The following is a 26,358-nucleotide window of genomic DNA, read 5'->3' on the forward strand; positions in this document are numbered from 1 at the left end:
TTTCCTATCCTCAAGCGTCTGGTTCACCCTGCTGTGGGAGGTTTCGGCATGCGCCTGACGGCCCTTCTCCTCGGCGCCCTCCTGCTCGCCCCCACCCCGGCATCGGCCGACCCGACAGCCAGTCCATCCCCGGCCACCGGCCCTTCCGCCGACGCCGCCACCGACGCCCAGCTCGACCAGACCCTCGCCCAACTCGAAACCATCATCGACAAGTACGACACCGCCCGCGAACAACTCACCACCACCCGCGCCCAGACCACGGCCCTCGCCGCCCGCCTCGCCCCCCTCCGCACCCAGGTCGCCACCCTCAACGCCGAAGTCGGCCGCCTCGCCTCAGCCCTCTACCAGGGCGGCTCCGCCAGCACAGCCAACGCCCTCGTCAACGCCACCTCCCCCGACCAGTTCGCCTCCAGACTCGCCATCATCGACCACCTCGCCCACCGCAACCGCCGCCAGATCGAAGCCCTCAACCAGGCCAAAGCCGGCCTCGAAACCCAGAAGAAGGCCCTCGACTCCGCCCTCCAGCAACAGACCCGCGCCGAACGCGAGATCGCCGCCAAGAAAGCGCACATCGAACAACAACTGACAGCGCTCACGGCCGCCCGCTGGGGATTCAACCGACTGGAAACCCGCGACAACTACGTGCCACCGTTCAAGCTGGGGCGGGGCGGGGCGGTGGTCCAATACGCGTACGGGGCGATCGGTACCCCCTATGTCTTCGGTGCCGAGGGCCCGGACGCCTACGACTGCTCCGGGCTGACCATGGCAGCCTGGCGCGCGGCGGGGGTGTCGTTGCCGCACAGCGCGGAGCTGCAGCGTTCGGTGACCGAGAACGTGCCGGCGTCCGACCTGCGACCCGGCGACCTGGTGTTCTACTACCCGGACGTGCACCACGTCGCGGTGTACGCCGGGGCCGGGCGGGTGATCCACGCGCCGCAGCCGGGGCAGCGGATCACGATGGCGCCGATGAATCAGATGCCGGTGCACAGTTTCGGGCGGCCGGGGGTGCGGGGTGGGCGTGCGGGGTGAGGGGGGTTCGCTAGACTCTCAGGGCCGCCCTCGTAGCTCAGGGGATAGAGCATCGGTTTCCTAAACCGTGTGTCGCAGGTTCGATTCCTGCCGGGGGCACCCCAGATTGACCACGCAAACAGGCCCTTGACCAGGGGATACCCCGGTCAAGGGCCTGAGTCTTTCTACCCGGCTGTACCCGGCCACCCGTGCCGGACCCACGCGACACGCACGCGTGCAGCATTGAACAGGGAATCTGGCCAGGGTCGAGGCGTAGACGGTCGGGCCTTCGAGGCGTTCCATCTGGCGTTGGGCTGCGACAGCTTCCGTTTGATCACACACCCGATATCCTCCAGCACGGCTCACCGGGCCATCGTTCTGCTCTACGAGGAGCTCCAGCCGGTTTCCCAGTGGTCCCCGTAGCCGGATCACTCTGCCCGTTCGACGGCGGGTGATCAAAGCCTGACACCTTCGTGCCGGGCATGTCGGGGCCAGCCTGCAGCTCGTGACAGCCCCACTGGGCTGCGGCAGGCTCATCCACATCGGAAGCGCCGCCCCGGACGAGGGCGGAAAGGCCGGAAAGTCAATCATTTAGCATTAAGCTAACGAGCGGAGTCTGCTCATGTCCAGGTTCGTCGCACTGATCCTCATCGCCGTGCCCCTCACCGGCAACAGCATCTGCGCCGCCGCGGCAGGCCAGGACAGCCGACGGTACTCGCCGACGGCGACAGCTGGGGCTGACATGACCGAGCGCAGGCTCCTACACTGGCTCTGGCCAGCTGGTTCTTCGAAGGAAACCCGTGAAGAAGCACATCAGACCGGTACTGGCCGGCGTCGGCGCGCTGGCCCCTACCGCGTGCGGCTCCGCCGCCGCCCGTCGACCGTACCGTCCGGAACGCCGACGGTAGCCCCCGCGACTCCCGCCAACCGTAACCACCCGAGAGACGGCGCCCCGCCGACCTACCGGCGGGCACATCCAGGCACACCACGGGGGCCCGGTAACGACTCCAGCGGCTGCGTGAGGTCTGCGAACTCAGCATCCGGCAGCTGGCTCCGCTCCCCGATCGGGGGTCATGCCCGGCCTGGACAAGACCGCCAAGACCCGGTCGTTGAAGATCAGCAACCTCCGCGGAGCCCGGCTGGCCCCGCGTTCGTCCGGTCGTACCTGCAAGCGTGCAGCGGCACGCCCGAGCAGGTCGATACGTGGCTGGGCGCCTACCGGCGTATCTACCCGGCGCAACGCACGGCCATGGCCGCATGCGTTTCCGTAAGTGACTAGTCTTCGGCATCCCCAGTTTCACCGTCAGGACCAGAGGTTGACCGAAGTCTTTGTTCACTGATCACGCTCGCGAGCTGCTCGATAGTGAGCCAGTCGCTGGCATTACGGTGGATCATGCGGTGACAGTTAGAACAAATGAGCGCGAGGTCCTCCAGCCGGGTCTTTGTGGGACCGCTCACCGACAATGGCGTGCGGTGATGGCACTCGATGTAGCCTTCACCCCGCGGTCCATATGTGCGAAAGAAATCAAACCCACACACCTCGCAGGCGATGGCGACCCCTAGGCGTCTAGCTGCCGCTAACTTGGCGGCTTTCAGCTTTGGGTCGCGTTCGCGGCGGAGGTGCCGGCGCTGCAGCACTCGCCCCTCGTCCGCCGAATGACCATCAAGGTCAGGGTCCACAACGGGTGATTGCCCTATCGAATCGCCCGCTTCGATTTCGGCGCGAAGAGCTTCGGCGTATGCGTGCATCTCCTCTGGGCGAGCAAGGAATTCTGACAATACCTCCCCATCGACTTTGTTTCCGTGCGTCGGCACACCGGCATAGCTGGGGTGACGGGTCGCAATGTCGGCGGTCTTGCGGACGACTCCGGCAGGATTGCGGAACCTCTCGCCGCGCACCTCAATGGGGTGGATCGCTGAGGTCTGCAACAGCTCTGATAGGTCCAGCACGCGCGGATCGTTGACTCCGACCACTTTCCAGTCGTTGGTCACCACAAGATCGCAGGCCAATACGATCTCATCGCGGGTCCAGTCGGGGTTGCGGATCTGTCGCACAATGAAGCCAAGGCTCCGAAGAAGCGTCGCTACCGTCTTGTCTCCACCGGTAAAGTCGCCAGGAAGAAGTTGGACATGTTGGCTAACTCCGTGGGCGTATCCAACGATGGCCTTGGAGTCATACCTCTGACCGTTGTGTTCGATGAAGTATTCACGGGCCGTGCCGAAGCCAGTCGACGCCAAGAATTCCTCCCGGCCAAGCCGATCAAACTCCGCGATGGCCTTCAACACATCCTGAGCAGTCACGTCTGCGAGTGTCACGACCCCACCTTAGGGCGAAACCTCGAAGCTCATCGACCCCGAACGCACCAGACCATCTAGTCGAGTAGCACCACCGACTGCACTGTGCTCATGTGATTGCCCCTCAGCTGTCCGGAGACGCGCAGCTGGCGACTCGCTCGATGGGCCTCGACCGCCTGCTCGTAGAGCGCCGGCGACAGGTTGGCGGTGAGTCGTGCCCCGACCCGTAGCAAGCCTGCTGGAGCCCGCAGCCGCAGGGTGACTCTGCCGAAGCCACGGTCGATGCGGTCCAGTTGGACCACCTGGACGATCAGTTGTACGTCGCGCTCCGCCACGAATCGTGGCAGCTTTCGCGCCGCGTCGCGTATGACGTCCACGAGATGCCGGTCGAATCGGAATCGGGGCAACGTCACCGCCGCCGGCAGAACCTGAGCCCAGGCGAATCTGAGGTCAAAGGCCTGTTGCCTGCCGATCATGGCGACGGCGTCACAGAGGTCGGCTGAGACGCCTTCAGGTGCCAGCCTCGCAAACGGTTCGACGCCGCCTGTTCGGAGTGCTTCGCCGGCCGCACGGTGGGTGGCGCTGATGGCGCGGTGCAGCTGAAGTACCACGTGACGGTTGAAGGGAAGCGTGCCCTCGTCCGGAGCGGACATGGGCGCAACCACCGGGACCTGGACGGAGAGCACGAAGCTTCCTGCGGACGGCGCCACCAGACGCGTGGTCTGGACGAAGCGGATCGCTTCGGGCGCTAGTTGAGTGGGCTGGACCAGCGCCGGTTGGCCTGTTGTCGCAAAGTGCGCAGCGGCGAACATGAGCTTGCGAACGCCGTAGAGCGCGGTGGAGCCCTCAATGAGGCCAATACTCCCCGACGGCAGGTCGGGCAACAGCCGGAAGTGTTGGGTGTCCACCGCGACCGCGGAGATGTCGCTCAGAATCGCCCCGGGTTCCCGGTCCTCCGCGAGCGCCAGGGTGCATATCCCGTCCCACAACCGGGACCTGTAGTCCCGGAAGGAGGCGTCGAGCGGCACGAGCAGTTCGAGTTCGTCGTCCGCGACTCCGAGTGTCCACACCGAAGCATGGGGCGCTCGGCTCTGCTCGGTCCAGCCTGCGCTGCGCACGTACCGCTCGACATTTTCGGGGTCGAGCGCGTCGAGGTCGTCGAGGCGCGGGATCACAGGGACCTCCGCTGGAGGGGCATCACGACGGGAGAGGCGGGAAAGAGGTGGTGGATCGAGTGTGCGGTCAGCAGATTGTCCTTCGGTACATCCACTGTCACCGAACCGGCGTCGGTGACCGGAATCTGGTTCCTGAACGAGGCCCAGTAACCGGCGTGGTGCAGTCGAAGCGCGTCACGGTCCGCCCGCGCATAGGAGTCCTCGTCCGGTGGAACGACAATCAGGAAGAGGAATCGAGGCACATAGAATTCGGTGCCGGCCAATTCGTTGAAGTGTTCGGCCCGCATGCGAAATCGCCATGCGTTGTCGTTGCCCTTCGGAACGCTCCAGGACTTGACCTGCACCTCGATCTTGGGATATCGAACAGCGTTCCGACGACCCGGATACCCGATGATGAAGTCCTCGCCGGTGACATCGACTTCCATCCGGGCGACGACCAGCCCTGAAGCAGCCGCTAGGACCCGCACGAAGGCTTCTCCGTAATACCCCTGTCGCATCTGGGGATTGAGGCCGGTGGCCGATCTCATCTCACGCCTCGTTTCCCTCGGTCTGGCGGGGCGCCGGACCCTTTCCCACGCCGAGATGCGCCGGCTTCTCGCCGACCATGGCGCTGAAGCGGGCAGGAACCGGCACCGGTGGCACAGCTTGGGGGGCCGAATCCAACCGCGGCCTCAGCAACGCCGGGGCAGCAGGGTACTGGGCGCCAGGCACCAGCACCTGGCCGACAAGTGCCCGGGCTATCACTTCGCCTAGAAGAGGCGGCGTGGCGTTGCCTACCTGCTTGACCTGCTCGCCGAAGCGGCCCACCGGTTGCCAGTCGTCGGGGAAGCTCTGGAGCCGCAGTCGCTCCCGCACGCTGAGCGGTCGGTTGTCCCAGTGGAAGGGGCCGGTCGAAGGGCCAGGGCTTGCCGGCAGCGTCCAGGCGGGCTTGTCGCGCGCCAGTTTGAGGAGGAAGGACCAGTAGCGCGTCCGATACCCGAATAGTTCGCTACCCCCGCCGCGAGCCGTGAGGTACTGATAGTTGGACCCCTCCGGTATCGAGGGCAGCAGATCGGACCAGCCGCCGCTTCCAGACGGAACAACAGCCTCGCACAGGTCGCCCATCGCGTCCCATGCGGTCATTCGCTCCATGGCATGCGTGGGTGCGGGAAGCGCGAAGGCACTCCCGTCCCTGGTTGCCACCGCAATGACCCGCCGGCGATGCTGCGGCACGCCGTAGTCCGCAGCGTCCACGATCTCAGCCTGTAGCTGATACGAGGTACCGTGCCGCTTGTTGATCTTGTTGAGGCGACCTTCCACGAAGGGTTGTGCGGAGATCTTTCCTCGCAGAAAACCGGCCACGTTCTCGATCAGCAACACCCTGGGCAGGAATGCCTCTACCAGGTCCAGCATAGCGACCACCGTCTGTGCGCGTTCGTCGTCCATGCCGCGCCGTCCACTGCTGGTCCATTGCCCGGCCACCGAGAACGGCTGACATGGCGGGCCACCGGCGATCACGTCGAGAGCTCCGCTGCCGAGGCCCAAGTCGCGCGGGCGCAACTCGGTGGCGGCCTGAAGCACATCCGCGCAGTCGAGCAACTTCCAACCGGGGCGGTTCTCCTCCAGGGATCTCCGGCACAGTTCGTTCAACTCGACACAGCCGACCGTCTCCAGCCCGGCGGCTTCCAGACCACAGTCGAGGCCTCCGGTACCGGTGAAAAGCGAAAGGACGGTGAGTCGGGGTAATTCTGGAAGGGTCACTGGGCTGGTCTCCGGTTGATCTGTCGTCGCATTGTCAGGCAAACCCTCAGTGGCTCATCAGGCCAGCCACCAGCGCCCCGGGGCGTCGGAGCAGCTCGAAGGTCGACGTAAACGTGGTCTGTGGATACTGCTGAACCAGGCTGACGACCCGGTCATTCACCGATCCGTCCTCCAGATCCGCGAAGGGATGCATGATCGCCAGTCGACGACCACTGTTCCCGACGATCACCGGAGCCTCGTCCATGTCGTCCACGACGAGCCCGAAGTCCTTCGCGAACTGGGCGGCAGCGCTCCTGTCCCTCGCACGGGATCGGTCGACCAGTAGCGGTCTACCCCGCATCAGGTCCAACAGGTCGGCTGCCAACCGCCAGTCGAGGAGCGGGTGCCAGGAGCGGTTGCCATAGTCGCGCAGGCAACGGTGGCAACTGGAATCGCACGGATCCCCACCGTGCTTCTGCAGGCGTGCCATCCACGCGTCGGCCTCATCGAGGAGTTCCTCGAACTTCTCCCCGAACCGTGCGGCATATCCGGCCCCATTCTCCAGACTGTCCGCGATGAAGACCTCGCCGAGCAGGATGTCCTCACGAAGCTGCGGATGCACGCCGACCTGAATCTCATCCGGACCGATGTCGAGCCATGGCGCGGCGGCGTCACGCAGGAGGTAGCCGAGAGACGCCCAAGCACCCCGTCCAGAGGGGGCCTTCGGGCTAATCTGAAGGCCAGGGTCGAGATGGTCGAGACCGAGCACCAGGACATCCGTTCGCCGACGGGCCGAGATCGCGACCAGCTCCGACGACGCACCGGTGGGGGTATGAAAGGTTAGCCCGGCGCGGGCCTTCGACTGCGCCTCGGCGAGCAGGCCACCCTCCAGCAGCCCTGGCGTCAGCTCCTCTCTGCCCTGCCGGCTCCGCCATGTCGCGGTGGTGAACGCGTACAGCTTGCCGTTGTTGTCGTTGATAGCCAGGATCTCCCCGGAAACCGACCTTATGAGCGCATTGCTGTCCCGTCGTTCGTACTCGCCGCTCACCAGTGAGAGCCTCGGCTGGGACGCCTGCGCCGTCGGCTCGCCGAGCTGTTCATAGTCCCGGGACTGGAACGACGTGCGGTAGCCGGCAGGCTCTGCGAGGTCGACCTGCATGAAGTCCTCGTCACTACCGCACGTGGGGCAGCTGACCGCTGCCTCGTTGTCGGTAACACCGAGGCATGCCCGGCAGAGCCCTGCCCGGGACCGCGGGCCTAGCGGACTGTTGCCCTGCCCCCACCTGCCGTTGGGATGTTGGATGTAGTCGACGACACCGACGGCGGTGTGCACCGCCTTGTCCTTCACCACCTCGGCACCGGGCCCGAACTCCGAAATCGCCATCCCGGCGTCGCGGTCCAGGGTCCTCGGTTCCTGTCCGAATCGGGGTTGCTCGGTGTAGAGGACCCGTGACTGGGTGGGGAAGCCGAACATGGGCAGGACGCCGGCCTGGGCGAGCGCTTCCGACAGGTGAGGCACTCGACTCGTGCCGGCAGCCAGGTCGATGACGTCAGCGAGGTCCCCGCTGGCCCAGTCGGCGAGCTCGCGCTGGTCAAGTTTCGTCACCTGGGTGTCGACGAGCAGATGTGCCGCAATGTCCTCCCACATCGTGCGGCGCTCGGCGAGTATGGCCCTGACCGTCGCGGCGATCTCAGGGCGGTGCTGCCAGTCGACGACTGTGCCGAACTCGCCGTGCACGCTGCGGCCACCGATGAAGTCGTCCACGCGGACAGCAGTCTCACGGAAAACCCGAGTCAGCACCTCGGCCGCGAACGCACGTTGGAGAATGGGGGCGGATCGCATGTCCAGGAACGGCTGCGGCGGCAGGTCGCCGGTGATCGAGCCGGGGTTGGCGAAGTAGTGCTCGTCGTGACTGCGGGCACCGCGGCAGACGGTCAGGGCGACCGCGAGGTGCTCACTGCGTCGCCCTGCCCGGCCGACCCGCTGCTGGTAGTTGAAGCGCTGCGGCGGCATGTTGGCCATCACCACGCCGCGGAGGGCCCCGATGTCCACGCCCGCCTCCATGGTGGTGGTCACCGAAAGTACGTCGATCTCGTCGACGAGGGGCTGCTCGTCGCCATCAAGGAAGACGCCCTGGAACCGGGCCTGTCGCGCTTGCCCCTCCAGCGGGTCCGTCTGCCCGGTGAGTTCCTCGCAGTGCATGCGGTAGACACCGCCATCTTCCTTCGCCAGCCAGCTGTAGTAGTCCTGGCGAATCGCGGCCACCGGCTCGGCACTCTCGCTGAGCGGCCGCGAGCACGTGACACAGATGCCCGCACTGCGATGGAGGTGCTTCGTCCGGCACACGCCACAACGCCAGAAGCACGGCTCGTGCACCTGCAGGAGGCGCACCTGCGCGGGGTCTACCTGAAAGCCGGTCGACGCCCGGACGCCGATCCGTTCGCCGAGCGCCTCCAGCAGCGTCGGGCCCTCGCCTTCCCGGCCGTGGAACTTCGCGACCGCGGCCGCGTAGTCGCGCACCACTCTGGGCCAGTTGTCTTCCGGCTTGAGTGCCAGCATGCGCCGCTTGCGCCCGAGAAGGCGCAACACCGAGCAGGCGAACTGATCGGCGGCGCCCTTATCGAGCAGGCCGATCGTGACCGGCGCGGCCGGAACCGCATGGGCGATGCCGATCGACTCCATATCCCGGTCGCCGCCGGCGAAGACCGTCCGGACGATCTGGGTGCCCAGAGCCATCTCGATGTCGCTGCGCAGGTCACGAGCCGGGTTGTCGAGGACAGCCGCGTCCCGGCCCCGGATGGTGACGACGCTCCACTCGTACAACGTCGTCCAGGGCTTGTCGTTTGTCGTCTTCTGCTTCCCGGGACCGGGGCCGGCGGGGTTGACGCCCAGCCGGAGTAGCCGGGGCCCTACCTGGTGAGTGAGGTCGAGCATGCTGGGCCGGCCGCCAAGCGTTTCCGCGGCGGCGGCGAGCGCGGCCTCGTCTCCGTCGTCCAGCGGGAGGCCCTGCCGCTTGGACTCGATGGCGATCAACGCGGACGGGTGGCTCGCCTTGAGGCGGTTGCGGAGCGCGAGAACCTCAGGGCTCTGGTCGCCCTCGAGCAAACTCTGTAGGAGAATGCCATCCGTCGACAGGTCCGTGAGCGTCTCCACCACCATGGCTCGGACCAGGTCGAGGTAGTGCGCGAGTTCCAGGTTTGCGGAGACCCGCGCGGCGCCCTGTCGGCTGTCGGAGAAGACCACGAGACGCGAACCGAGCCGCCGCTTGAGCGCGCCGGTGAGCACCTGGTTCGCCCGGTCGAAACCAACGCCCTGTGTCCGGATCGGCGAGCGGGACCGCTGCCTGTCCTCCACCTTTCCCTTGCTCACATACTCCCAGTCGTCCCCGCAGGACGGGCACTCCGTCGGCAACGCTGGCATCCGGTCCTCGGCGCCGCCCCCGTCCAACTCGTACCGGTAGCCCGTGGCCCGCTGTCCGGTCTTGGCCTCCAGAAGTCCCGTGCCCGGCGAGAGGCGGACCCGCACGAAGCGCATCTTGTACTTGGGCGCCTTCGAATCCGTCGAGAGTTTCGTGCCGGTGTGCGACCAGGGCTTGGTCACGACGGGAGGCCGATCCGTCGGCCAGTACAGCCGGTAGCCAGCGGCATTGTTGCCACCGATCACCCTGTCGGGCAGCTGGTCCAACGCCGCGATGGTGGAGACCAGGAATTCCTTCGAACCCGAGAGGGCGACGTAGCCCCCCAGCATGCTCTCGCCGCAGGACTGGCAGTACAGCAGCTCCAGCACGCGTGAGCCGCACTCGCAGGTGAAGCGCGGAGTCGCGTACAACATGCCGATGCGACGGGTGGGGGACCGGAACTCCGGGTCGACAGCGGCGCACTCGGGGTCAGAGCAAGCCCAGAGACCTTGAAGGGTACGCACGAACATGTGACCCCGAAGCCGGGCGCTCGGCTCCTCCTGTCGTTCCAGCAGTGCGACCAGAGAACTCAGCGCCTGCCGGGCTTGGCCGCCGGGAAGCTTGGGGAAGACTCGCTCCGCCACTGTCCCTAGTGGCCGCGGGCGCAGGCCGTCCTCCTCGGTGAGCGCGCGAGCCAGCGCCCGTTGAACGGTGCCGTCAGCGGGCAACACCGACGGGTCGGCGTCGCCCACCAGCAGTGTCTCGGCGAGATTGGTTAGGTCGTCGTCACCCTCCGGGACGACGTGTTCACTATGGATGAACGTGAACCCCGCTCCCTCCGATCGCGCGAAGAACTCGCCCAGGAAGGCCCTGCCCTCATCGTTGTCCTGGATACTGGCCGACGTGCCGATCACACGCAACTGGTCGGGGCGCTGGTCCAGCCCCAAGGCCGCCATCAGTCGGCGCAGCAGATAGGCCACCTCGGTGCCCGCCGTGCCCCGGTACATGTGTAACTCGTCCACCACCAGGGTGAAGCAGTGCTCGGGTGACGCCTCGAGCCAGCGCCGGGTCGCCTCGATCATCGGCGCCTCGTCGGACCGAGCCAGGGCGATGGACAGCATGCTGTAGTTGGTGATGAAGATGTCCGGCACTGACCGCTGCATATCCCACCGGGACCGCATCTCGGCGCCGTCCATCGCAGGCAGGAAGTACCGGGCCGACTCCTGGATCTCTTCGTCGGCGATCCGCGCGAGTAGATTCGCGTGCCTGCGCTCCGCCTGAAACATCAATTTGCGCAGCCGGTCGACCTTGTCTGCCTTCGCGGTCTCAGCGGTGCCCGGAAGTGGGGTTCGTCCCGTGTATCGGCCGAAGTAGAAGCGGTGGCCGGGACGGTGCTGGTCGAACCACGCACGGGCGGCCGGCGAGTCCAGCGCCACGCGGAGCCGGACCATCTGGTCCTCGACAAGCGCATTCATCGGGTACAGCAGGAGTGCTCGGATACCAGGAAGCCGACCCTCGTGGCCGGTTCGTTGTGCCTGGAACGCGCCGCTGCCGCGCCACCATCGTGGCTGGATGACCGCCGCGCGAGGTGCCCATTCGCGGGACTCCCGGACGAGCTGGGCGAACACCGGCAACAAGAACGACTCGGTCTTACCCGAGCCTGTGCCCGTGCCGACGATGACGTCCTTTCCCGCCAACGAGGCGCGGAGAGCCTGCTCCTGATGGATGTAGGCCCGCTCATGTGGAAGCAGCCCCGCGGCGACGAGGTCAGCAGCCTCGCTGAGGCCGATGGCAGCGAAGGTCTCCGCCAGGGAATTCTCGGCGGAGGGAAAAGTGGGCATCAGCTCCACATAGGGGTCTGTGAACACCGAGCCGCCACGCTTCAGGAGCCGTCGACGTTCCCGTTCGATCTCGTTGTCCCGCAGCTCATAGGCTGTTTCGTAGTATCGAAGAAAGGCATCCTCGAGATATTCCTGCAGGCCGTCGAGTGTCAGGGAACTGCGAGCCTTCGGCGTGGTCACCGTTTGAATACTAGTGTTCCGTCGCTGTCCCGGAGGTCCTGTTTGAGCAGTGCCGCGACCTGATGTGCAGTCGGAGCATCAACATTTTCGTATACCAAACATGGCTGATCCGCGCGGCCCAAGCGGCCGCGGCAAGGCGGAAGGCCGGTACGTAGCGTAAGGGCACGATCGATGAGCTCCGGCAGCCGCGCGTTGGCCGGCGCCAGCAACCGCCTCGCGATCGGGTCATGCGTCAGGAGCTCGGTGTGGCCGTAGCTCGCCCGGGCAAGCCATTGACCGTTCTGACTCGAGACCAGAGTCATGATGCCCTCCGCGTCACGCCAGGCATGCTTCTTCTGGCCGTTCACTGTGTACTGATAGAACCCAGATGGCGCATCCGTGTTTCGTTGCACCCACTGCCAACCACCGGACGGCGTGGGACTCCATCGGTGCGGATCGGCCCCCGGGCTGACTTCCATCTGCTGACCGACGACAACCGCCTGGTCCAAGGAAGGCTGCATCTCCAGCAACCGCACAGGTACCTGACCGGAGAGACTCACGCCCAGCACGCCCAGGCCTGCACGGACACGGTCGCGGCAGCCACCATCCCACTCGACGTAGACGACAGTCGGCCCGAGCGGCTGGCCCGCCGCTGTTCTCGGATTTCGATAGTGGACAGTCAGGCTGATAACCGCTGCCGCAACCGCAGGATCGTCGTCATCCGGATCGTCGATGCGCTCAAGGAGTCGAAGGGGGCGGGCACCCGCGAGCACATGCAGGCCGGCGGCGGCCGGCAGTGCCACCAGTACCGCAGGCGAGACCGCCACCTGGCGCCGCGACCAGTCCGGTTCGACGTGGCCCAGTCGCATGAGCGTCAGGAGAGCCGACCGTGCTTGTCCAGCCGAGCTTTGCATGTCGTACCGGCCACACGCCCACGACCAGCTCTCCGCGAAGGCGTCGTACGACGCGCGACCATCCTCACGCTCGGACAGCCACTTGAGCACATCGTCGTAGGGGTTCCGCGGGTCGACCGCGTGTGTCACGTCGGCCCGGAGCGGCAGCTCGACGTGCTGCATCGGAGGCTCCGGAGGTGCCGTCTGTCGTCGACGCATCGCCGCTTCCAGGACCCGTGCCATCCCCTTGTCGGGCTCGCCCACCCACCGCCAACCGCGCTCCGCGACGAACTCGGGGACGAGATCCTGACGGGATTGTGAACGCGCGTGGCCCGGCAATCGGGCGGCACCGGATGGGATCGCCAGGACGTGCTTGACATGCTGGAGCCCGGAGCGGACCACAAAATACGCGGCATGGCTGAAGCTCGACCGGATCGTGTGCATGACATCGACGGAGGCCGGTTCGAGGCCAATCTCGCGAAGCCACTGCGGCGTGGACGGCCAGACCTGCCGGATGTCCCCTTCCGCGGTCAGCACCAGGCACTCTCCGCCGGGTGGACAACGCACCGTGAGTGCCTCGGGGATCGACACCCCGCGCAGGTCGGCTCCACTCAACGAGGCGGCGTGAGCGGCTCCGTCGCGTGCGGGTTCACCAAACTCATACCCTGCGTCATGGGGGCGGATCGGTCTGGCGAGTCGGCCGGTCCTTGCCGTCTCCCGGGCAAAGGAGATCGTCTGGAACCTGATCCGGCCGAACTCCGACGAGAAGACATGATCACCCGGTTCGGGTATGAACTCAGACAAGCTGACCCTGCGCTGATTCGGCGCGATGCTCAACATCTCCCCGTCGAAGCGCACCGACGACAGGCCGCCAACGGGGAGGTCGACATCGGGCTCGCCACCCACCAGATAGGTGTGGGGGCCGATCGGCAGGCCTCCGACCACAGATATCCGCTGACCGGACGCCGCCCCGAACCGGGCCAGATTCAGAGAGGTCAGCAGGTCGGACTCCGGATCAAGGCGGAGATCGAGAAACCACGACCAGCCGGCCACGTCGGCCGCCTGGGGCACAGCGCGAAGACCCGCTTCTCGCAACGCCGCCGCCACCTTGGCCGTCTGCCTCCTATGGGCCAGGACATGACAGGTGGTTGGCTGGTCGATACCTCGGCACTGCAATCGACCACCCAGTGACGGATCATTGCGGAACACATAGATTTCACGACCACCGAACTGAACCGCTGTCCGGTCAGTCAGTTCGTGCAGGTAGCCGATCTCCAGGAGTTGTGCGGCCGGGGTGTCTATGCCGACGATGGCGTACCGGTCGAACGAGTCGAACTCCTGGGACTGGCCGTGCCCGATGTCCAGGGGGACACCGTGCCACGCCGGGGCGACTTCGATCACGCCGCTAAAGACGCCCTCCCACTCGTCATACTGAAGCAGTCCCCGCCGGGGACTCGAAAGCCGCACCCGGAATCCGTCCCGCCGCCACCGCTTCGCCTCGTCGGCCAGGACCTCCTGCAGAATCTCGCGCGTTGACTCGTGAGCGAACCTTTGCAGCAGGCCAAAGGCCGTCGCGCCGCGATATCGCAGCCACTCCAGGAATTCCTGCACTGGCGGCGCTCCGTCACCCGGGAATGCCGACTCGTCGAGGAACTCCTCGATGAAGCGGCGCTCCGAATGACGGATCAGGCCTTGGCTGCGGGCCCAACCCTGGAGCGTCCAGCGCGGATGCGCACGGGCGGTGCGGGCCCCGTAAGCGGCGCCGGGCCCGTCCAGCCAGTCGTTCCACACCTGCCACAGCACCGGCACATGATGGTCGTAGCCGGGTGGAGCCGTCGCAACGGCGTCCAGGCCCAGGAGCTGGTTCTGCCTCCGGTAGATGCCATAGGGCCCCACCGGCTCCTCTGTCACGGCCAGAACGGTCATGGCGAGGTGGGCGGCCAGAGGCGGAGCGCCGGCAAAGCCCAGGCGCCGCCAGCGTTGTGCGGCCTCGGCTCCTCGACGGAATGGTTCCCTACCGGCATGCGCCTGAAAATCTCTCACGAACTCGCTGACGGCTTTCGCCGGCTCCAGTCCTGACAGCTTGCCGAGCAGTTCCCGATCAACATAGAGATAGAGCGGCACGCCGGCCTGACCACGCGCCATGACGTCTTCGAGCAGGGCTTTGTTCCACTGCTCAAGGCCCATCACCGCGGTCCAGCGATACACCGTACCGACGAAGGCTCAGAAGGAGATCCGGTGCCAGCAGTGCTCTCGAACTCTTGGCAGGCTGTGGAACGACATGATGCACCTGTCGTCAAGGAATTCCTCCCCGACACGTGATGGACGACGGGAATCTCCGCCGCACCTGGATATTATTCCATTGTCGACCTGCCAGTGAAATTCGTGGATCCTCCACTTGTCGGCAAGGACCGACCTGGTCGCCAGTCTTCCCCAACCGGGTGGCCGATCAGTTGGGCCAGGTCGGACGTCAGCGGGTATACCTGTTCCTCCGGCAGAGTGCGCACGGCACCGGCCTCATCACCACCTCGCACCAGCCCACGAATCCTGTTCGCGAGTCCTGTGACGTCGATGATTCCCACGATCCACTCATCGACATACCGACTCACCGCCTCGCCACCCAGTCCAACCTGGAGGGACCGGTGCGGCAACGGAGCCAGGCTCAACGACCGCTCCGGATCCCACTGCACCCGCACCGGACTGTTCCGCAACTCCCGCGCCCACTCCTCCCGGCTCGCGTGCCGATCGCGGTCGAAATGGCTGAGACAGGAGTGCGCCAGGGCCCGCTCACACCCGGGCCGCGTGATCTCCACAGCCAGGACGTGCTCCTGCCCAGGCTTGGTCCCCCAACCATCGTGCACCCGCCCGCCACCGGTTTTCCGATCAAACCCATCATGCGGTTACGAAAGGTCCCTCACCCGGGTTCCATCGGCGACACCGGACCCGCCCTGCGGGGCCCAGTCAGCAGGGACTCACGGGGCCAAGGTGTCCAGGATCCCCTGGCCGTACTTGGCCAGCTTGTTCTCGCCCACCCCGCTGATCGTCCCCAGCGCGGCCAGTGACGTCGGCTGTTCCGTCGCGATCTGGCGCAGGGTCGCGTCGTGGAAGATGACGTACGCCGGGACGCCCTGCTCCTTGGCCTGGGCGGCCCGCCACGCGCGGAGCGCCTCGAACACGGGCACGGCCTCGGGGGCCAGGTCGGTGACGGGCGTGCTCTTGGAGACCCGGGACGAGCGCGAGGCGCGTTCCGGTTCGCGGCGGAGCATCACCTGGCGGCGGGATTTCAGGACGTCGTCGCTGGACTCGGTGAGGACCAGGGTGCCGTAGTCGCCCTCGACGGCGAGCAGGCTCTGGGCGAGGAGCTGGCGGACGACGCCGCGCCACTCGGTGTCCTTGAGTTCTGTGCCGATGCCGAAGACCTTGAGCTGGTCGTGGTCGTGCTGGACGACCTTGTCGGTGCGCTTGCCGAGCAGGATGTCGATGGACTGGCCGGCGCCGAACTTCTGGTTGCGTTCGTTGCGGAGCCGGTAGACCGTGGAGAGGAGTTTCTGGGCCGGGACGGTGCCGTCCCAGGACTCGGGCGGGTTGAGGCAGGTGTCGCAGTTGCCGCAGGGGTCGCTCTTCTGGCCGAAGTAGGCGAGGAGTTGGACGCGGCGGCACTGGACGGTTTCGCACAGGGCGAGCATGGCGTCGAGGTGGGTGCCGAGGCGTCGGCGGTGCGCGGCGTCGCCCTCGGACGTGTCGATCATCTTGCGCTGCTGGACGACGTCCTGCAGCCCGTACGCGAGCCAGGCCGTGGACGGGAGGCCGTCGCGGCCTGCCCGGCCGGTCTCCTGGTAGTACCCCTCGACGGATTTTGGCAGGTCGAGGTGGGCCACGAAGCGGACGTCGGGCTTGTCGATGCCCATGCCGAAGGCGATGGTGGCGACCATGACCAGGCCGTCCTCGCGGAGGAAGCGGGACTGGTTGGCGGCGCGGACCCGGGAGTCGAGCCCCGCGTGGTACGGCAGGGCCGGGACGCCGTTGGCGACCAGGAACTCGGCGGTCTTCTCCACGGAGGCCCGCGACAGGCAGTAGACGATGCCGGCGTCGCCCGGGTGCTCGGTGCGCAGCAGGTCGAGGAGCTGCTTCTTCTGGTCATTCTTCGGCGCGATCCGGTACTGGATGTTGGGCCGGTCGAAGCTCGCGACGAAGTGCCGGGCGTCCTCCAGGTTGAGCCGGGTCGCGATCTCCGCGTGGGTGGCCTCGGTGGCGGTGGCGGTGAGCGCGATCCTGGGCACGTCCGGCCAGCGCTCGTGCAGCATCGACAGCGCGAGGTAGTCGGGGCGGAAGTCGTGGCCCCACTGCGCGACGCAGTGCGCCTCGTCGATGGCGAACAGGGAGATCTTGCCCTGGTCGAGGAGCCGGACCGTGGAGTCGACCCGCAGCCGCTCCGGGGCCAGGTAGAGCAGGTCGAGGTCGCCGGACAGGAAGTCCCGCTCGACCTGGCGGCGGGACTCGGCGTCCTGGGTGGAGTTGAGGAAGCCGGCGCGCACGCCGAGCGCGGTCAGCGCGTCGACCTGGTCCTGCATGAGCGCGATCAGCGGCGACACGACGACGCCGACGCCCGCGCGGACGAGCGCGGGGATCTGGTAGCACAGGGACTTGCCGCCACCGGTGGGCATGAGCACGAGCGCATCGCCGCCGGCCACCACCTGGTCGATGATCGCCTGCTGGTTGCCCCGGAAGGCGTCGTAGCCGAAGATCCGGTGCAGAACCTCGAGAGCGTCATTTCCGGTACTGGTGACAGCCATCCACCGATTCTACGGTGGCCCGTTTCCGCCGCCAACGGGCGTTTCGGCACTAGCATTGTCGGCATGATGAGGCGTGTGAGGTCGGGTGTCGCCGCCGTGGGCGGGTTGTTCGCCGGTGCGCTGGTCGCCGGCCCGGCCTGGGCCGACGGTCTGGAGGAGTCCCGGCGGGGAATGGGGGCGATCCGGGGCGTCGGGCTGGTGTGTTGCCTGGTGGTGGTGGGTCTGGTCGTGCTCGGGGCCCTGATCGGGATCTCGGTCACCCGCAAACGGCGCAAGTAGAAAGGGGTGCGTCCGATTCCTTCAAGACCTCCGCCCGGGCCGGGTCCTACGGTGGTCGTATGACAGCGCAGCTCAGTTTCGTCGGCATCGTCGTCGCCGACATGGCCAGGACTCTCGCCTTCTACCGCCGCCTCGGGCTGGACCTGCCGGCCGCGGCGGACAGCGAGCCGCACGTGGAGTACGACCTGCCCGGTGGGTTCAAGCTGGTCTGGGACACCGTCGACGTGGTCCGGTCGTTCGACCCGGACTGGACGGCGCCGGTCGGGGGGCACCGCACCAGCCTGGCGTTCCGGTTCGCCGACCCGGCGGAGGTCGACGGGGCGTACGCCGACCTGGTCGCCGAGGGCTACCGCGGCCACAAGGAGCCGTGGGACGCGTTCTGGGGTCAGCGGTACGCGGTGCTGCTGGACCCGGACGGCAACGGCGTCGACCTGCTGGCACCTCTGGCGTAGCCGTCAGCGCAGCTCGCCCAGTGTCACCCCGGTGAGCGCACGCACCTCCCGGGACAGGTGGGCCTGGTCGGCGTACCCGGCGGTCGTCGCCACGTCGGCGAACGCCCGGCCCGACCGGGCCAGCCCGAGCGCCCGGTCGAGGCGGAACACCCTGGCCAGGGTCTTGGCCCCGTACCCGAATCCCGCCAGGCTCCGGCGGTGCAGCTGCCGGTCGCTGAGCCCGACGGCCGCGGCGGTGCCCGCGACGGTGTGACCGGCGCGCAGCCGGCCGGCGACGGCCGCCAGCAGGGGGTCGGGCGGCCCCGTCTCGCCGAGCAGCTCCGCGACCAGGGACTCCAGCTCCCCGGGCCGGTCGGTCGAGCCGGTGATCCGGTCGGCGTACCGCCGGACCCGGGCCGCCGGCCACAGGTCGGCGAGCGGCACCCGCTGGTCGCGCACCTCGCAGGCGGGGACGCCGAGGACGGTCGGGCCGGTACCGGGCGCGAACCGCAGCCCGACGAACCGCGCTCCGGGCGCGGAGACCGCGAGGTGCGCCGTGGTGTCCGGTCCCGCGACGAGCAGCGTGCCGTCGGCCCAGATCAGGTCGAGGGAGCCGTCGGGGAGGATCCGGGACGTGCCGGCGTCCCCGGCGGGCACGGTGACGGCCCACAGGACTCCGCCGACGGCTGGACGTTCCCGGTACACCCCGGCAGTATCGCAGTCCGCGGAGATCACAGCCGGCGCACAGGTAACCGAAAGACCTCGCACAGCCTTCCCCGGCTCACTGGACGGGAACTGACGCGAGGGAGGGAACCGCCATGACGCACGACCACGATCAGGGCCTGTCCTGGGACCTGCCGAGGCTGGTGGACCGCCGGCTGGCCCTGGGCCTGCTGGGCGGGGTCGGCGTGGCCTCGCTGCTCGGCTGCTCGACCAGTGAGACAACGACACCGACAGCGACGCCGTCAGCCACCGGCACCACCGCCGACTGCGCCACGAAGATCCCCGAGGAGACGGCCGGGCCGTACCCGGGCGACGGCTCCAACGGGCCGAACATCCTCACCCGGTCGGGCATCGTCCGCGGCGACATCCGGTCCAGTTTCGCCGGTTCCTCAGGCGTCGCGCGGGGCGTGCCGCTCACGATCCGGCTCGCGGTGCTGCAAGATTGCACACCCCTGGCCAAGGCGGCCGTCTACCTGTGGCACTGCGATCAGGAGGGGCGGTACTCGATGTACTCCAACGGGGTCACGAACGAGAACTACCTCCGCGGCGTGCAGGAGACCGACGCCCAGGGCCAGGTGGCGTTCACGAGCGTCTTCCCCGCCGCGTACTCCGGCCGGTGGCCGCACATCCACTTCGAGGTGTACCCCAGCCTGTCCGCTGCCTCGACCGGCAAGGGCAAGCTGGTGACGTCCCAGCTCGCGCTGCCCTCGGCGGCCTGCCAGGCGGTGTACGCGACCGACGGCTACTCCGCCAGCGTGCGCAACCTGTCCCAGACGTCGCTCGGCTCGGACATGGTGTTCCGGGACGGCTACCAGACCCAGCTGGCGACGGTGACCGGCGGCGTGTCGGAGGGCTTCGTCGCGACTCTGTCCATGTCGGTCTAGCACGCGCTGACCGCCACGCTGGCACCGTCCGGCGCGGCCCGCAGATCTCGGCTCACCGTGCCGTACACCGCGAGGACCAGCATCAGGGCCGTGTCGACCAGGACGGTGCCGTGCGGGCCGAGCCAGGCGATCAGGGCCCCGGTGCCCAGGGTGCCGACCGGGAGCACGGCGTAGGACAGCAGGGTGACGAACGCCTGGATCCGGCCCAGTTCGTCCTCGGGCATGCCGGTGAGCATGTAACGCATCTGGATCACGTTCATCATCGAGATCGCCACGCTCAGCCCGGCCCAGACCAGGCCCACCCACACCGGGGCCAGGCCCAGCGCGAGCAGCGGGAACAGCGCGACGGTGGCCCAGCCCCGGAGCACCACTGCCGCGACGAGCCCGATGTGCCGTTCGATCCGGGGCGCGAGCAGCGCGCCGAGCACCCCGCCGGCCGCGGCGATCGCGAACACCACTCCGGTCCCGGTCGGGCTGCCGCCGTCCCGCCGGACCAGCAGGGTGATCAGGATGGCGATCCCCGCGAACGGCAGGTCCCCGGCGACCGTGATCAGGGTCAGCGCCCGCAGTCGCCGGTTCGTGGCCACCCGGTGCGCGCCGAGGGTGAGGTCGGCGCGCCAGTCGACCGGCGCGGGCGGGGCCTCGGCGTTCAGCCTGGCCCTGACGAGCGCCACGCAGCAGGCGACGACGCCGAAGGACAGCGCGTCCACGACGAACGGGCCGGTCGCCGACCGGGTGATCAGCAGCCCGGCCAGGGGCGGGCCGAGGATGGACGCCAGGTTCCAGATCACCTCCGACTGCCCGGCCGCCGCGCCGAGCCAGTCCTCGGGGACGATCCGGGGCAGCGCGGCGACCTGCGTGATGCTGAAGACGACGCCGGCACAACCGTTGACGAGAGCCACCCCATATATCAGGTACGACGTGAGCAGCCCGAACCCGTGCGCCAGCGGGATCGTCCCGGTGGCCGCCAGGCTGGTCAGGCTGGCCGCGATCAGGAGCGCCCGGCGGGGCAGCCGGTCGACGAGCGCGCCGACGGGCAGGCTGAGCAGCGCGTACGGCCCCACCTCGCACGCCGCGGCGATCCCAGCGCCGAGCGCGGAGCCGGTCACGTGCAGCACGAGCAGCGGGTAGGCGATCAGCGACATCGCCGTGCCGACGGTGGAGACCAGGTTGCCGAGCCACCACAGCCGGTAGTCCCGGCTCCCCCAGAGGTTCACCGCCGGATTGTGTCGTCCGGCGCATCGGCCGGCAACGGAATTCGACCGTCCCGCGCGGCCGTATCTATGATCAACTTGCTGACATGACGAACTCTCAACTCGATCAGGCCAGGGCCCTGCACGCTCTGCACCGTTCCGGGCGGGTGCTCGCCCTGCCCAACGCGTGGGACGTCGCCAGCGCCCGCGTCGTCGAGGACGCCGGCTCGCCGGCCGTCGCCACCACCAGCGCCGGGGTCGCCTGGAGCCTCGGCTTCCCCGACGGCGACCACCTGGCCGTCGACCGGGCGCTCGACCTGGTCGCCCGGATCGTCGCGGCCGTGGACGTGCCGGTCACGGCCGACATCGAAGGCGGGTACGGCGACGTGGCCGCCACGATCACCGGCGTCATCGCGGCGGGCGCGGTCGGCGTCAACCTGGAGGACAGCGGCACCGCCCGGCCCGAGCGGTACGCGACCGCCCGGCGCGCGGCCGAGGCCACCGGGATCCCGCTGTTCCTGAACGCGCGGATCGACACCTACCTGTTCGGCAACCCGGACTTCGAGGAGACGGTCAGCCGGGCGCATGCGTACCTCGCGGCCGGCGCGGACGGCATCTTCGTCCCCGGCGTCGCGGACCCCGAGGTGATCGCCGCGCTAGTCAAGGCGATCCCGGCCCCGGTGAACGTCCTCGTCGGTCCCGGTTCGCCCACTGTGGACGAGCTGGGCGCGCTCGGCGTGGCCCGGGCCAGCCTCGGCTCCTCGGTGGCCCAGGCGGCGTACGGCCTGGCCCGGCGGGCCGCCACCGAGTTCCTGTCCACCGGGGGCTACTCGGCGCTCACGGAGGCCGAGGACTACGGCCGGCTCAACGGCCTGCTCAGTCCGAAGAAGGACAACTAGCCGCGCGCCCGGCCGGGTCCCCGCTCCCGGCCGGGCCGCACCGCCGGATTCGGCTTCGGGCCCCGCCGGGCCCTGCGATGATCAGGGACGTGGCCGAGACGACTCCCCTGTGGTACCGCAGAATGACCTCCCGCACGTCCGACGAGCGGCACCGGGCGGCGACCCCGCTGGAGCTGTTCTTCGACCTGTGCTTCGTGGTGGCCGTCGCCCAGGCCGGGTCGAAGCTGCACCACGCCCTGTCGGAGAACCACGTCGGCCACGGCGTGCTCAGCTACCTGGCCGTGTTCTTCGCGATCTGGTGGGCGTGGATGAACTTCACCTGGTTCGCCTCGGCCTACGACACCGACGACGGCGTGTACCGGATCACCACCCTGGTCCAGATCGCCGGCGCCCTGATCGTGGCGGCCGGCGTGCCCCGGGCGTTCGACAGCGCCGACTACGGCGTGGTCACCTTCGGGTACGTCCTGATGCGCCTCGCCATGATCTTCCAGTGGCTCCGCGCGGCGCACGGCGACCCGGAGCACCGCCCGGTCGCGCTCCGCTACGCCCTCGGCGTCTTCCTGGTGCAGCTCGGCTGGGTGGCCCGCCTCGCGCTGCCGGAGAAGGTGTTCCTGCCGGCGTTCGCGTTCCTGGTGGTCTGCGAGCTGGCCGTCCCGGCGTGGGCGGAGCGGAGGAACCCCACCGCCTGGCACCCGCACCACATCGCCGAGCGCTACGGGCTGTTCACCCTGATCGTGCTGGGCGAGTCCGTCCTCGCGGCCACGCTGGCCATCCAGACGGCCCTGGACAGCGGACAGGCCGGGGCCGGGTTGTTCTCGCTGGCCGGCGCCGGCCTGGTGATCGTGTTCTCGATGTGGTGGATCTACTTCGACAAGCCGGCCCACGCGCTCCTGACCTCGCAGGGCACCGCCCTGCGCTGGGGCTACGGCCACTACCTCGTACTCGCCTCGGCGGCCGGTGTGGGCGCCGGCCTGGCGGTCTCCGTCGACTACGACGCGCACCAGGCACACATCTCCGGGACGGTCGCCGGTTTCGCGACGGCCGTACCGGTGGCGGTGTTCCTGGTGAGCGTCTGGTTCCTGATGGTCTGTCCACACCTGCGCGGCCCGGTCGCGGCTGCGATGCCGGTGACAGCGTGCCTCGTGTTGGCCACCCCGTTCACCGGCGCCCCGGTACACGTCATCGCCGGGTTGTTGGTGGTCCTGGTCGCGGTGCTGGTGGTGGACAGCCGGAGGACCCGGCTACTAGCGTAACCAGACTCCGTCTCGGACTACGGTGAAAGTGCCCATTGTTCTTTCCTCCATCGTGCAGGAAAGGGCACACCTGGGCGCGCGAAACTGAGCCAACATGCGTGGCAAATGAATTCCCCCGTGGTGCCCTACAGCGTTTACGTCTTGGCTGTCGCGACATCCACAATGGTGCCAGGGGATTTCACCATCGCCAATTCATTTCCGTTCGCGCAGAGCGTGACCGGCCCAGCGGATCGCCATCGCGAGGCCGAAGACCACGATCGCGATCACGGCGGAGGTCATCGCGACCCGGCCGTACCCGCCGTCGCGCCGGGGGTCGAGGAAGGGGTAGGGGTACCAGTGGACGATCGGGCCTCTGACCAGGGAGTACCCCAGGTAGGCGATCGGGAAGACGAGCCAGAGGAGTACCCGGCGGAACTCCAGGCGGCGGTGCGGCGGGTCGAGCACCCAGTCGAGGAGCACCACGACGGGCATCAGTCGGTGCACCACGAAGTTGCACCACGGCACCGTGGTGTCGACCTTGATGCCGGAGAGCAGGATGGCGTACACGATGCCGGTCGTCGTCATGTAGAGCGTGACGGCCCCTCTGAGCTGGTCGAATCGCCGGGAGCCGTATCTGGCGCACAACAGGAACGTCACAACCGTGAGAAGATTCGACAGGATCGTGAAGAAACTGAAGAAGTTTCCGATCCGATAGTCGGGAATGTTGCGCAACAGATACCCGAGTTGCCATCCGACGGCGAACAGGATCAACAAAGCGCCAAAGACACGGTATGCGCGCACCCAGTTGCTCATCACACCATTTCACCTCAATCGAGGCCCGGGTATGCTCGAAACCACTGTGACTACCATCGACACCAGCATCCGCACGTTCTACCCGCGCCGTGGCCGGGTGAGCCCCCTGCACGAGGACTCCAGCGCCCGCCTCTGGCCGGTCTACGGAGTGGCCCTCGACACCGCGACCACCTCCTTCGGGCGGGTCGCGCCCCTCGTCATGGAGATCGGCTCCGGGATGGGCGACGCGACCGCGGCGATGGCCGCCGCCGACCCCGACCGCGACTATCTGGCGGTGGAGGTGCACTTCCGGGGGGTGGCGAATCTGCTCCGCCTCGTCGAGGAGCGCGGCCTGACCAACGTCCGGGTCTTCGACGGCGACGCCCTCGACCTGGTCCGGGCCCTGCCCGAGGCGAGCCTCGACGCGGTGCACGTCTACTTCCCCGACCCGTGGCCCAAGGTCCGCCACCACAAGCGCCGGCTGATCCAGCCCGCGAACACCGCGCTGCTGCGCTCCCGGCTCGTGCCGGGCGGCACGCTGCACTGCGCGACGGACTGGGCGGAGTACGCCGAGGGGATGCTGGCGACCATGACCGCCGACCCGGAGCTGGTCAACGCCTTCGAGGGGTACGCGCCGCGGCCGGAGCACCGGCCGCTGACCAACTTCGAGAAGCGCGGCATCAAGCAGGGTCGCCGGATCTTCGACCTGATCTACCGCCGCACCGGCTGAACCGCAGGTGCCTGGCCGTTAGGTCTCGCGTTCCCGGGACCGGGCCGGCCGGTGCTCCTCGAACTCCACGGGCCCCACACTACCGACCGGTACCGGCGCGCCCGCACGGGGCCACAATGGCGTACTCGCAGGTCACAACGGTCGAAACGATGCCGTAGGCCCCCCAGCGCGTGGTAGGGCCAGTCCCGCCACGTGCCTCGTTCACCTTCCGATCACCGTGCGGTCACCCCGCCTCTCTAGCGTCCGGAGGGTAGAGCCCACTTCCGACAGAAGTCCTGATTGGATCGCCCGCCACGGCGTGATCTGACCGGGCGGGCCCATCCTCAGGGCCGGGCCTATCCGAACCTAAGGAGACGCGCGATGCAGCGCTTGCGCAACAGGGCGGTCACGGCGGGGGTTGTCCTCGCGGCGGCCGTCGCCGGACTGGTCGTCACCACGGCCGGGAGCGCCTCGGCCACCGACGAGCTGAGCGTCAACAGCAAGGTCCACAACGTGATCTACCTGCTGGGCGACGGCATGGGCCGCACCCACATCACCGCAGGCCGTCAGCGCTACTACGGCGCGGCCGGCAAGCTGAACATGGAGACGATGCCGTTCACCGGAGTGGTGTCCACCTACGCTGTCGAGCGGGGCACGTCCCGTCCGTCGCTGGTGACCGACTCGGCGAGTTCCGCGACCGCGTGGTCCTCCGGCGTGAAGACCTACAACGCCGCGCTCGGCATCGACAGCTTCGGCAAGCGCATGCCGACGCTGATGGAGCAGGCCAAGGCCGAGGGCTTCGACACCGGTAACGTCAGCACCGCCGAGATCACCGACGCCACCCCGGCCGGCATGTTCAGCCACGCGCTGCTGCGCGGCTGCCAGGGCCCGACGTACTCCGACGCGTCCTGCCTGATCAAGAAGGCCGACGGCACGTACGAGCCGGCCCCGGCCGACAAGACCCTCGTCACGCCGATCGCCGAGCAGATCGCTCGCAACAACACCGCCGACGTCATCTTCGGCGGCGGCCTGGCCCGGTTCGAGCCGGACGACCAGAAGGCCATGCAGGACAACGGCTACCAGGTGCTGGGCAGCTTCGGCGACCCGGCGCTGCCGTCGCAGACGGCGGCCAGCCAGAAGGTCGCCACCCACGCCGACCTCGACGCGGCCAAGGGCAAGAAGGTCATCGGTCTGTTCAACCGGGGCAACCTGACCGTCGAGGCCGCCAAGGGCGCGCTGCCCGACGGCGCGCCGCAGAAGGCCGAGCCGACCCTGGCCGAGTTGACCCGCAAGTCGATCGACCTGCTCGACGCCCGCCAGCGCGGGGTCGAGCACAAGGGCTTCCTGCTCCAGGTCGAGGGCGCGCAGATCGACAAGCGCTCGCACGCCAACGACGCCGCCCAGACCCTCGGTGAGGTGAAGGCGTTCGACGACGCGGTCGCCGTGGCACTGGACTTCGCCCGCCGCGACAAGCACACCCTGGTGATCGTGACGGCCGACCACGAGTGCGCCGGCTTCAACATCATCGAGAAGGGCAGCTACACCAACGCCGAGGCCGTCGCGCCGCCGGCCAACGTCGACGCGGGCAACCCCGCCAACAACAGCACTCCTTCGCGTCCCTCCTCGGGCGCCAAGGACCCGGTCCGCTCGTCGGGCTTCGTCAACGCTCCCGACGCGCCGAGCGGCAAGGACCCGAAGAACTTCGGCCCGGCCACGTTCCGCACCCCGGACGACGCGGCTGATGTGAAGGACGGCACGGCCGACGCCAGCCTGTGGCTGACGTACCTGTCCGGTAACCACACGGGTGCCGACGTGAATATCTTCGCGTTCGGGCCTGGCGGCCAGCAGTTCGCCGCGAGCCAGGACAACACCGAGCTCTACCGCAAGATGTACGTGGCGCTGCTCCACAAGACGCCGTAGTCACGCCCGGTGGGG

Annotated in this window: 19 protein-coding genes and 1 tRNA gene; 9 read left to right on the forward strand and 11 right to left on the reverse strand. The window is 68.0% G+C overall.

Annotated features, from left to right (window positions below; genetic code table 11):
- Positions 1-48 precede the first annotated feature (48 nt).
- Together IW245_RS25680 and IW245_RS25685 are read left to right on the forward strand one after the other, a co-directional pair.
- Positions 49-1,029, forward strand: coding sequence for a C40 family peptidase (locus tag IW245_RS25680; protein ID WP_197005724.1), 981 nt, complete (start codon positions 49-51; stop codon positions 1,027-1,029).
- Positions 1,030-1,055: 26 nt separating this feature from the next.
- Positions 1,056-1,128, forward strand: a tRNA-Arg gene (locus tag IW245_RS25685).
- A 1,155-nt stretch (positions 1,129-2,283) separates the two neighbouring features.
- Here the strand turns inward: IW245_RS25685 and IW245_RS42355 are convergent.
- The 8 genes from IW245_RS42355 to recQ form a co-directional block, all read right to left on the reverse strand.
- The gene (locus IW245_RS42355; RefSeq protein ID WP_197005725.1) at positions 2,284-3,324 is read right to left on the reverse strand and encodes an HNH endonuclease; all 1,041 of its coding nucleotides are present in this window, start codon (positions 3,322-3,324) and stop codon (positions 2,284-2,286) included.
- A gap of 56 nt (positions 3,325-3,380) precedes the next feature.
- Positions 3,381-4,478: a hypothetical protein gene (locus tag IW245_RS25695; RefSeq protein ID WP_197005726.1), complete on the reverse strand. Its 1,098-nt coding sequence runs from the start codon at positions 4,476-4,478 to the stop codon at positions 3,381-3,383.
- Positions 4,475-5,005 (reverse strand): DUF4365 domain-containing protein, encoded by a 531-nt coding sequence (locus tag IW245_RS25700; RefSeq protein WP_231398933.1) that lies wholly within the window; start codon positions 5,003-5,005, stop codon positions 4,475-4,477. Before IW245_RS25700 ends, IW245_RS25695 begins: the two co-directional genes overlap by 4 nt.
- A 1-nt stretch (position 5,006) precedes the next feature.
- On the reverse strand, positions 5,007-6,218 hold the full coding sequence (locus tag IW245_RS25705; RefSeq protein ID WP_197005727.1) for a DNA cytosine methyltransferase: 1,212 nt from the start codon (positions 6,216-6,218) through the stop codon (positions 5,007-5,009).
- Between the two features lie 46 nt (positions 6,219-6,264).
- Positions 6,265-11,616, reverse strand: a complete 5,352-nt coding sequence (locus IW245_RS25710) for a DEAD/DEAH box helicase (protein WP_197005728.1) — start codon at positions 11,614-11,616, stop codon at positions 6,265-6,267.
- The gene (locus IW245_RS25715; RefSeq protein WP_197005729.1) at positions 11,613-14,696 is read right to left on the reverse strand and encodes a hypothetical protein; all 3,084 of its coding nucleotides are present in this window, start codon (positions 14,694-14,696) and stop codon (positions 11,613-11,615) included. The genes IW245_RS25710 and IW245_RS25715 overlap by 4 nt, the downstream gene beginning before the upstream one ends.
- 146 nt (positions 14,697-14,842) lie before the next feature.
- Complete coding sequence (locus tag IW245_RS25720; protein WP_197005730.1) at positions 14,843-15,349, reverse strand: DUF4291 family protein; 507 nt, start codon at positions 15,347-15,349, stop codon at positions 14,843-14,845.
- Between the two features lie 111 nt (positions 15,350-15,460).
- A complete protein-coding gene (gene recQ, locus IW245_RS25725) occupies positions 15,461-17,281 on the reverse strand; it encodes a DNA helicase RecQ (protein ID WP_197005731.1) in 1,821 nt (606 codons plus the stop codon).
- 63 nt (positions 17,282-17,344) lie between these two features.
- Between recQ and IW245_RS25730 the strand changes: the two genes are divergently transcribed.
- Both IW245_RS25730 and IW245_RS25735 read left to right on the forward strand, forming a co-directional pair.
- Entirely contained in the window at positions 17,345-17,560 is a 216-nt protein-coding gene (locus IW245_RS25730; protein WP_197005732.1) for a hypothetical protein, read from the forward strand.
- A gap of 59 nt (positions 17,561-17,619) precedes the next feature.
- The gene (locus tag IW245_RS25735) at positions 17,620-18,012 is read left to right on the forward strand and encodes a VOC family protein (protein ID WP_197005733.1); all 393 of its coding nucleotides are present in this window, start codon (positions 17,620-17,622) and stop codon (positions 18,010-18,012) included.
- A 3-nt stretch (positions 18,013-18,015) separates the two neighbouring features.
- Here the strand turns inward: IW245_RS25735 and IW245_RS25740 are convergent, their stop codons facing one another.
- Positions 18,016-18,696 (reverse strand): helix-turn-helix transcriptional regulator, encoded by a 681-nt coding sequence (locus tag IW245_RS25740; RefSeq protein WP_197005734.1) that lies wholly within the window; start codon positions 18,694-18,696, stop codon positions 18,016-18,018.
- Positions 18,697-18,809: 113 nt separating this feature from the next.
- On the opposite strand from IW245_RS25740, the gene IW245_RS25745 reads away from it, so the two are divergent.
- Positions 18,810-19,598 carry a dioxygenase family protein gene (locus tag IW245_RS25745; protein WP_197005735.1) on the forward strand — a complete coding sequence of 263 codons (789 nt, stop codon included), beginning with the start codon at positions 18,810-18,812 and terminating at the stop codon, positions 19,596-19,598.
- On the opposite strand, the gene IW245_RS25750 is transcribed toward IW245_RS25745, so the two are convergent.
- Positions 19,595-20,815, reverse strand: a complete 1,221-nt coding sequence (locus IW245_RS25750) for an MFS transporter (RefSeq protein WP_197005736.1) — start codon at positions 20,813-20,815, stop codon at positions 19,595-19,597. The genes IW245_RS25745 and IW245_RS25750 overlap by 4 nt on opposite strands.
- Positions 20,816-20,898: 83 nt before the next feature.
- Between IW245_RS25750 and IW245_RS25755 the strand changes: the two genes are divergently transcribed.
- Both IW245_RS25755 and IW245_RS25760 read left to right on the forward strand, forming a co-directional pair.
- Positions 20,899-21,690 carry an isocitrate lyase/PEP mutase family protein gene (locus IW245_RS25755; protein ID WP_197005737.1) on the forward strand — a complete coding sequence of 264 codons (792 nt, stop codon included), beginning with the start codon at positions 20,899-20,901 and terminating at the stop codon, positions 21,688-21,690.
- Between the two features lie 89 nt (positions 21,691-21,779).
- The gene (locus IW245_RS25760; RefSeq protein WP_233472926.1) at positions 21,780-22,943 is read left to right on the forward strand and encodes a low temperature requirement protein A; all 1,164 of its coding nucleotides are present in this window, start codon (positions 21,780-21,782) and stop codon (positions 22,941-22,943) included.
- A 192-nt stretch (positions 22,944-23,135) separates the two neighbouring features.
- On the opposite strand, the gene IW245_RS25765 is transcribed toward IW245_RS25760, so the two are convergent.
- On the reverse strand, positions 23,136-23,696 hold the full coding sequence (locus IW245_RS25765; protein ID WP_231398935.1) for a Pr6Pr family membrane protein: 561 nt from the start codon (positions 23,694-23,696) through the stop codon (positions 23,136-23,138).
- A gap of 70 nt (positions 23,697-23,766) precedes the next feature.
- Here IW245_RS25765 and trmB point away from each other — a divergent pair, with 70 nt between their 5' ends.
- Positions 23,767-24,444: a tRNA (guanosine(46)-N7)-methyltransferase TrmB gene (gene trmB, locus IW245_RS25770; RefSeq protein ID WP_372445244.1), complete on the forward strand. Its 678-nt coding sequence runs from the start codon at positions 23,767-23,769 to the stop codon at positions 24,442-24,444.
- A gap of 360 nt (positions 24,445-24,804) precedes the next feature.
- Positions 24,805-26,343 carry an alkaline phosphatase gene (locus IW245_RS25775; protein ID WP_197005741.1) on the forward strand — a complete coding sequence of 513 codons (1,539 nt, stop codon included), beginning with the start codon at positions 24,805-24,807 and terminating at the stop codon, positions 26,341-26,343.
- Positions 26,344-26,358: the final 15 nt, after the last annotated feature.

It is taken from the genome of Longispora fulva (genome assembly GCF_015751905.1).
In the GTDB taxonomy this organism is placed as follows: Bacteria; Actinomycetota; Actinomycetes; order Mycobacteriales; family Micromonosporaceae; genus Longispora; species Longispora fulva.

Excerpts from the sequence above, each read along its gene's own strand:
- IW245_RS25775 (WP_197005741.1), top strand. The coding sequence starts at position 24,805 with ATGCAGCGCTTGCGCAACAGGGCGGTCACGGCGGGGGTTGTCCTCGCG.
- IW245_RS25735 (WP_197005733.1), top strand. The coding sequence starts at position 17,620 with ATGACAGCGCAGCTCAGTTTCGTCGGCATCGTCGTCGCCGACATGGCC.
- IW245_RS25700 (WP_231398933.1), bottom strand. The coding sequence starts at position 5,005 with ATGAGATCGGCCACCGGCCTCAATCCCCAGATGCGACAGGGGTATTAC.
- IW245_RS25745 (WP_197005735.1), top strand. The coding sequence starts at position 18,810 with ATGACGCACGACCACGATCAGGGCCTGTCCTGGGACCTGCCGAGGCTG.
- IW245_RS25730 (WP_197005732.1), top strand. The coding sequence starts at position 17,345 with ATGATGAGGCGTGTGAGGTCGGGTGTCGCCGCCGTGGGCGGGTTGTTC.
- recQ (WP_197005731.1), bottom strand. The coding sequence starts at position 17,281 with ATGGCTGTCACCAGTACCGGAAATGACGCTCTCGAGGTTCTGCACCGG.
- trmB (WP_372445244.1), top strand. The coding sequence starts at position 23,767 with ATGCTCGAAACCACTGTGACTACCATCGACACCAGCATCCGCACGTTC.
- IW245_RS25755 (WP_197005737.1), top strand. The coding sequence starts at position 20,899 with ATGACGAACTCTCAACTCGATCAGGCCAGGGCCCTGCACGCTCTGCAC.
- IW245_RS25680 (WP_197005724.1), top strand. The coding sequence starts at position 49 with ATGCGCCTGACGGCCCTTCTCCTCGGCGCCCTCCTGCTCGCCCCCACC.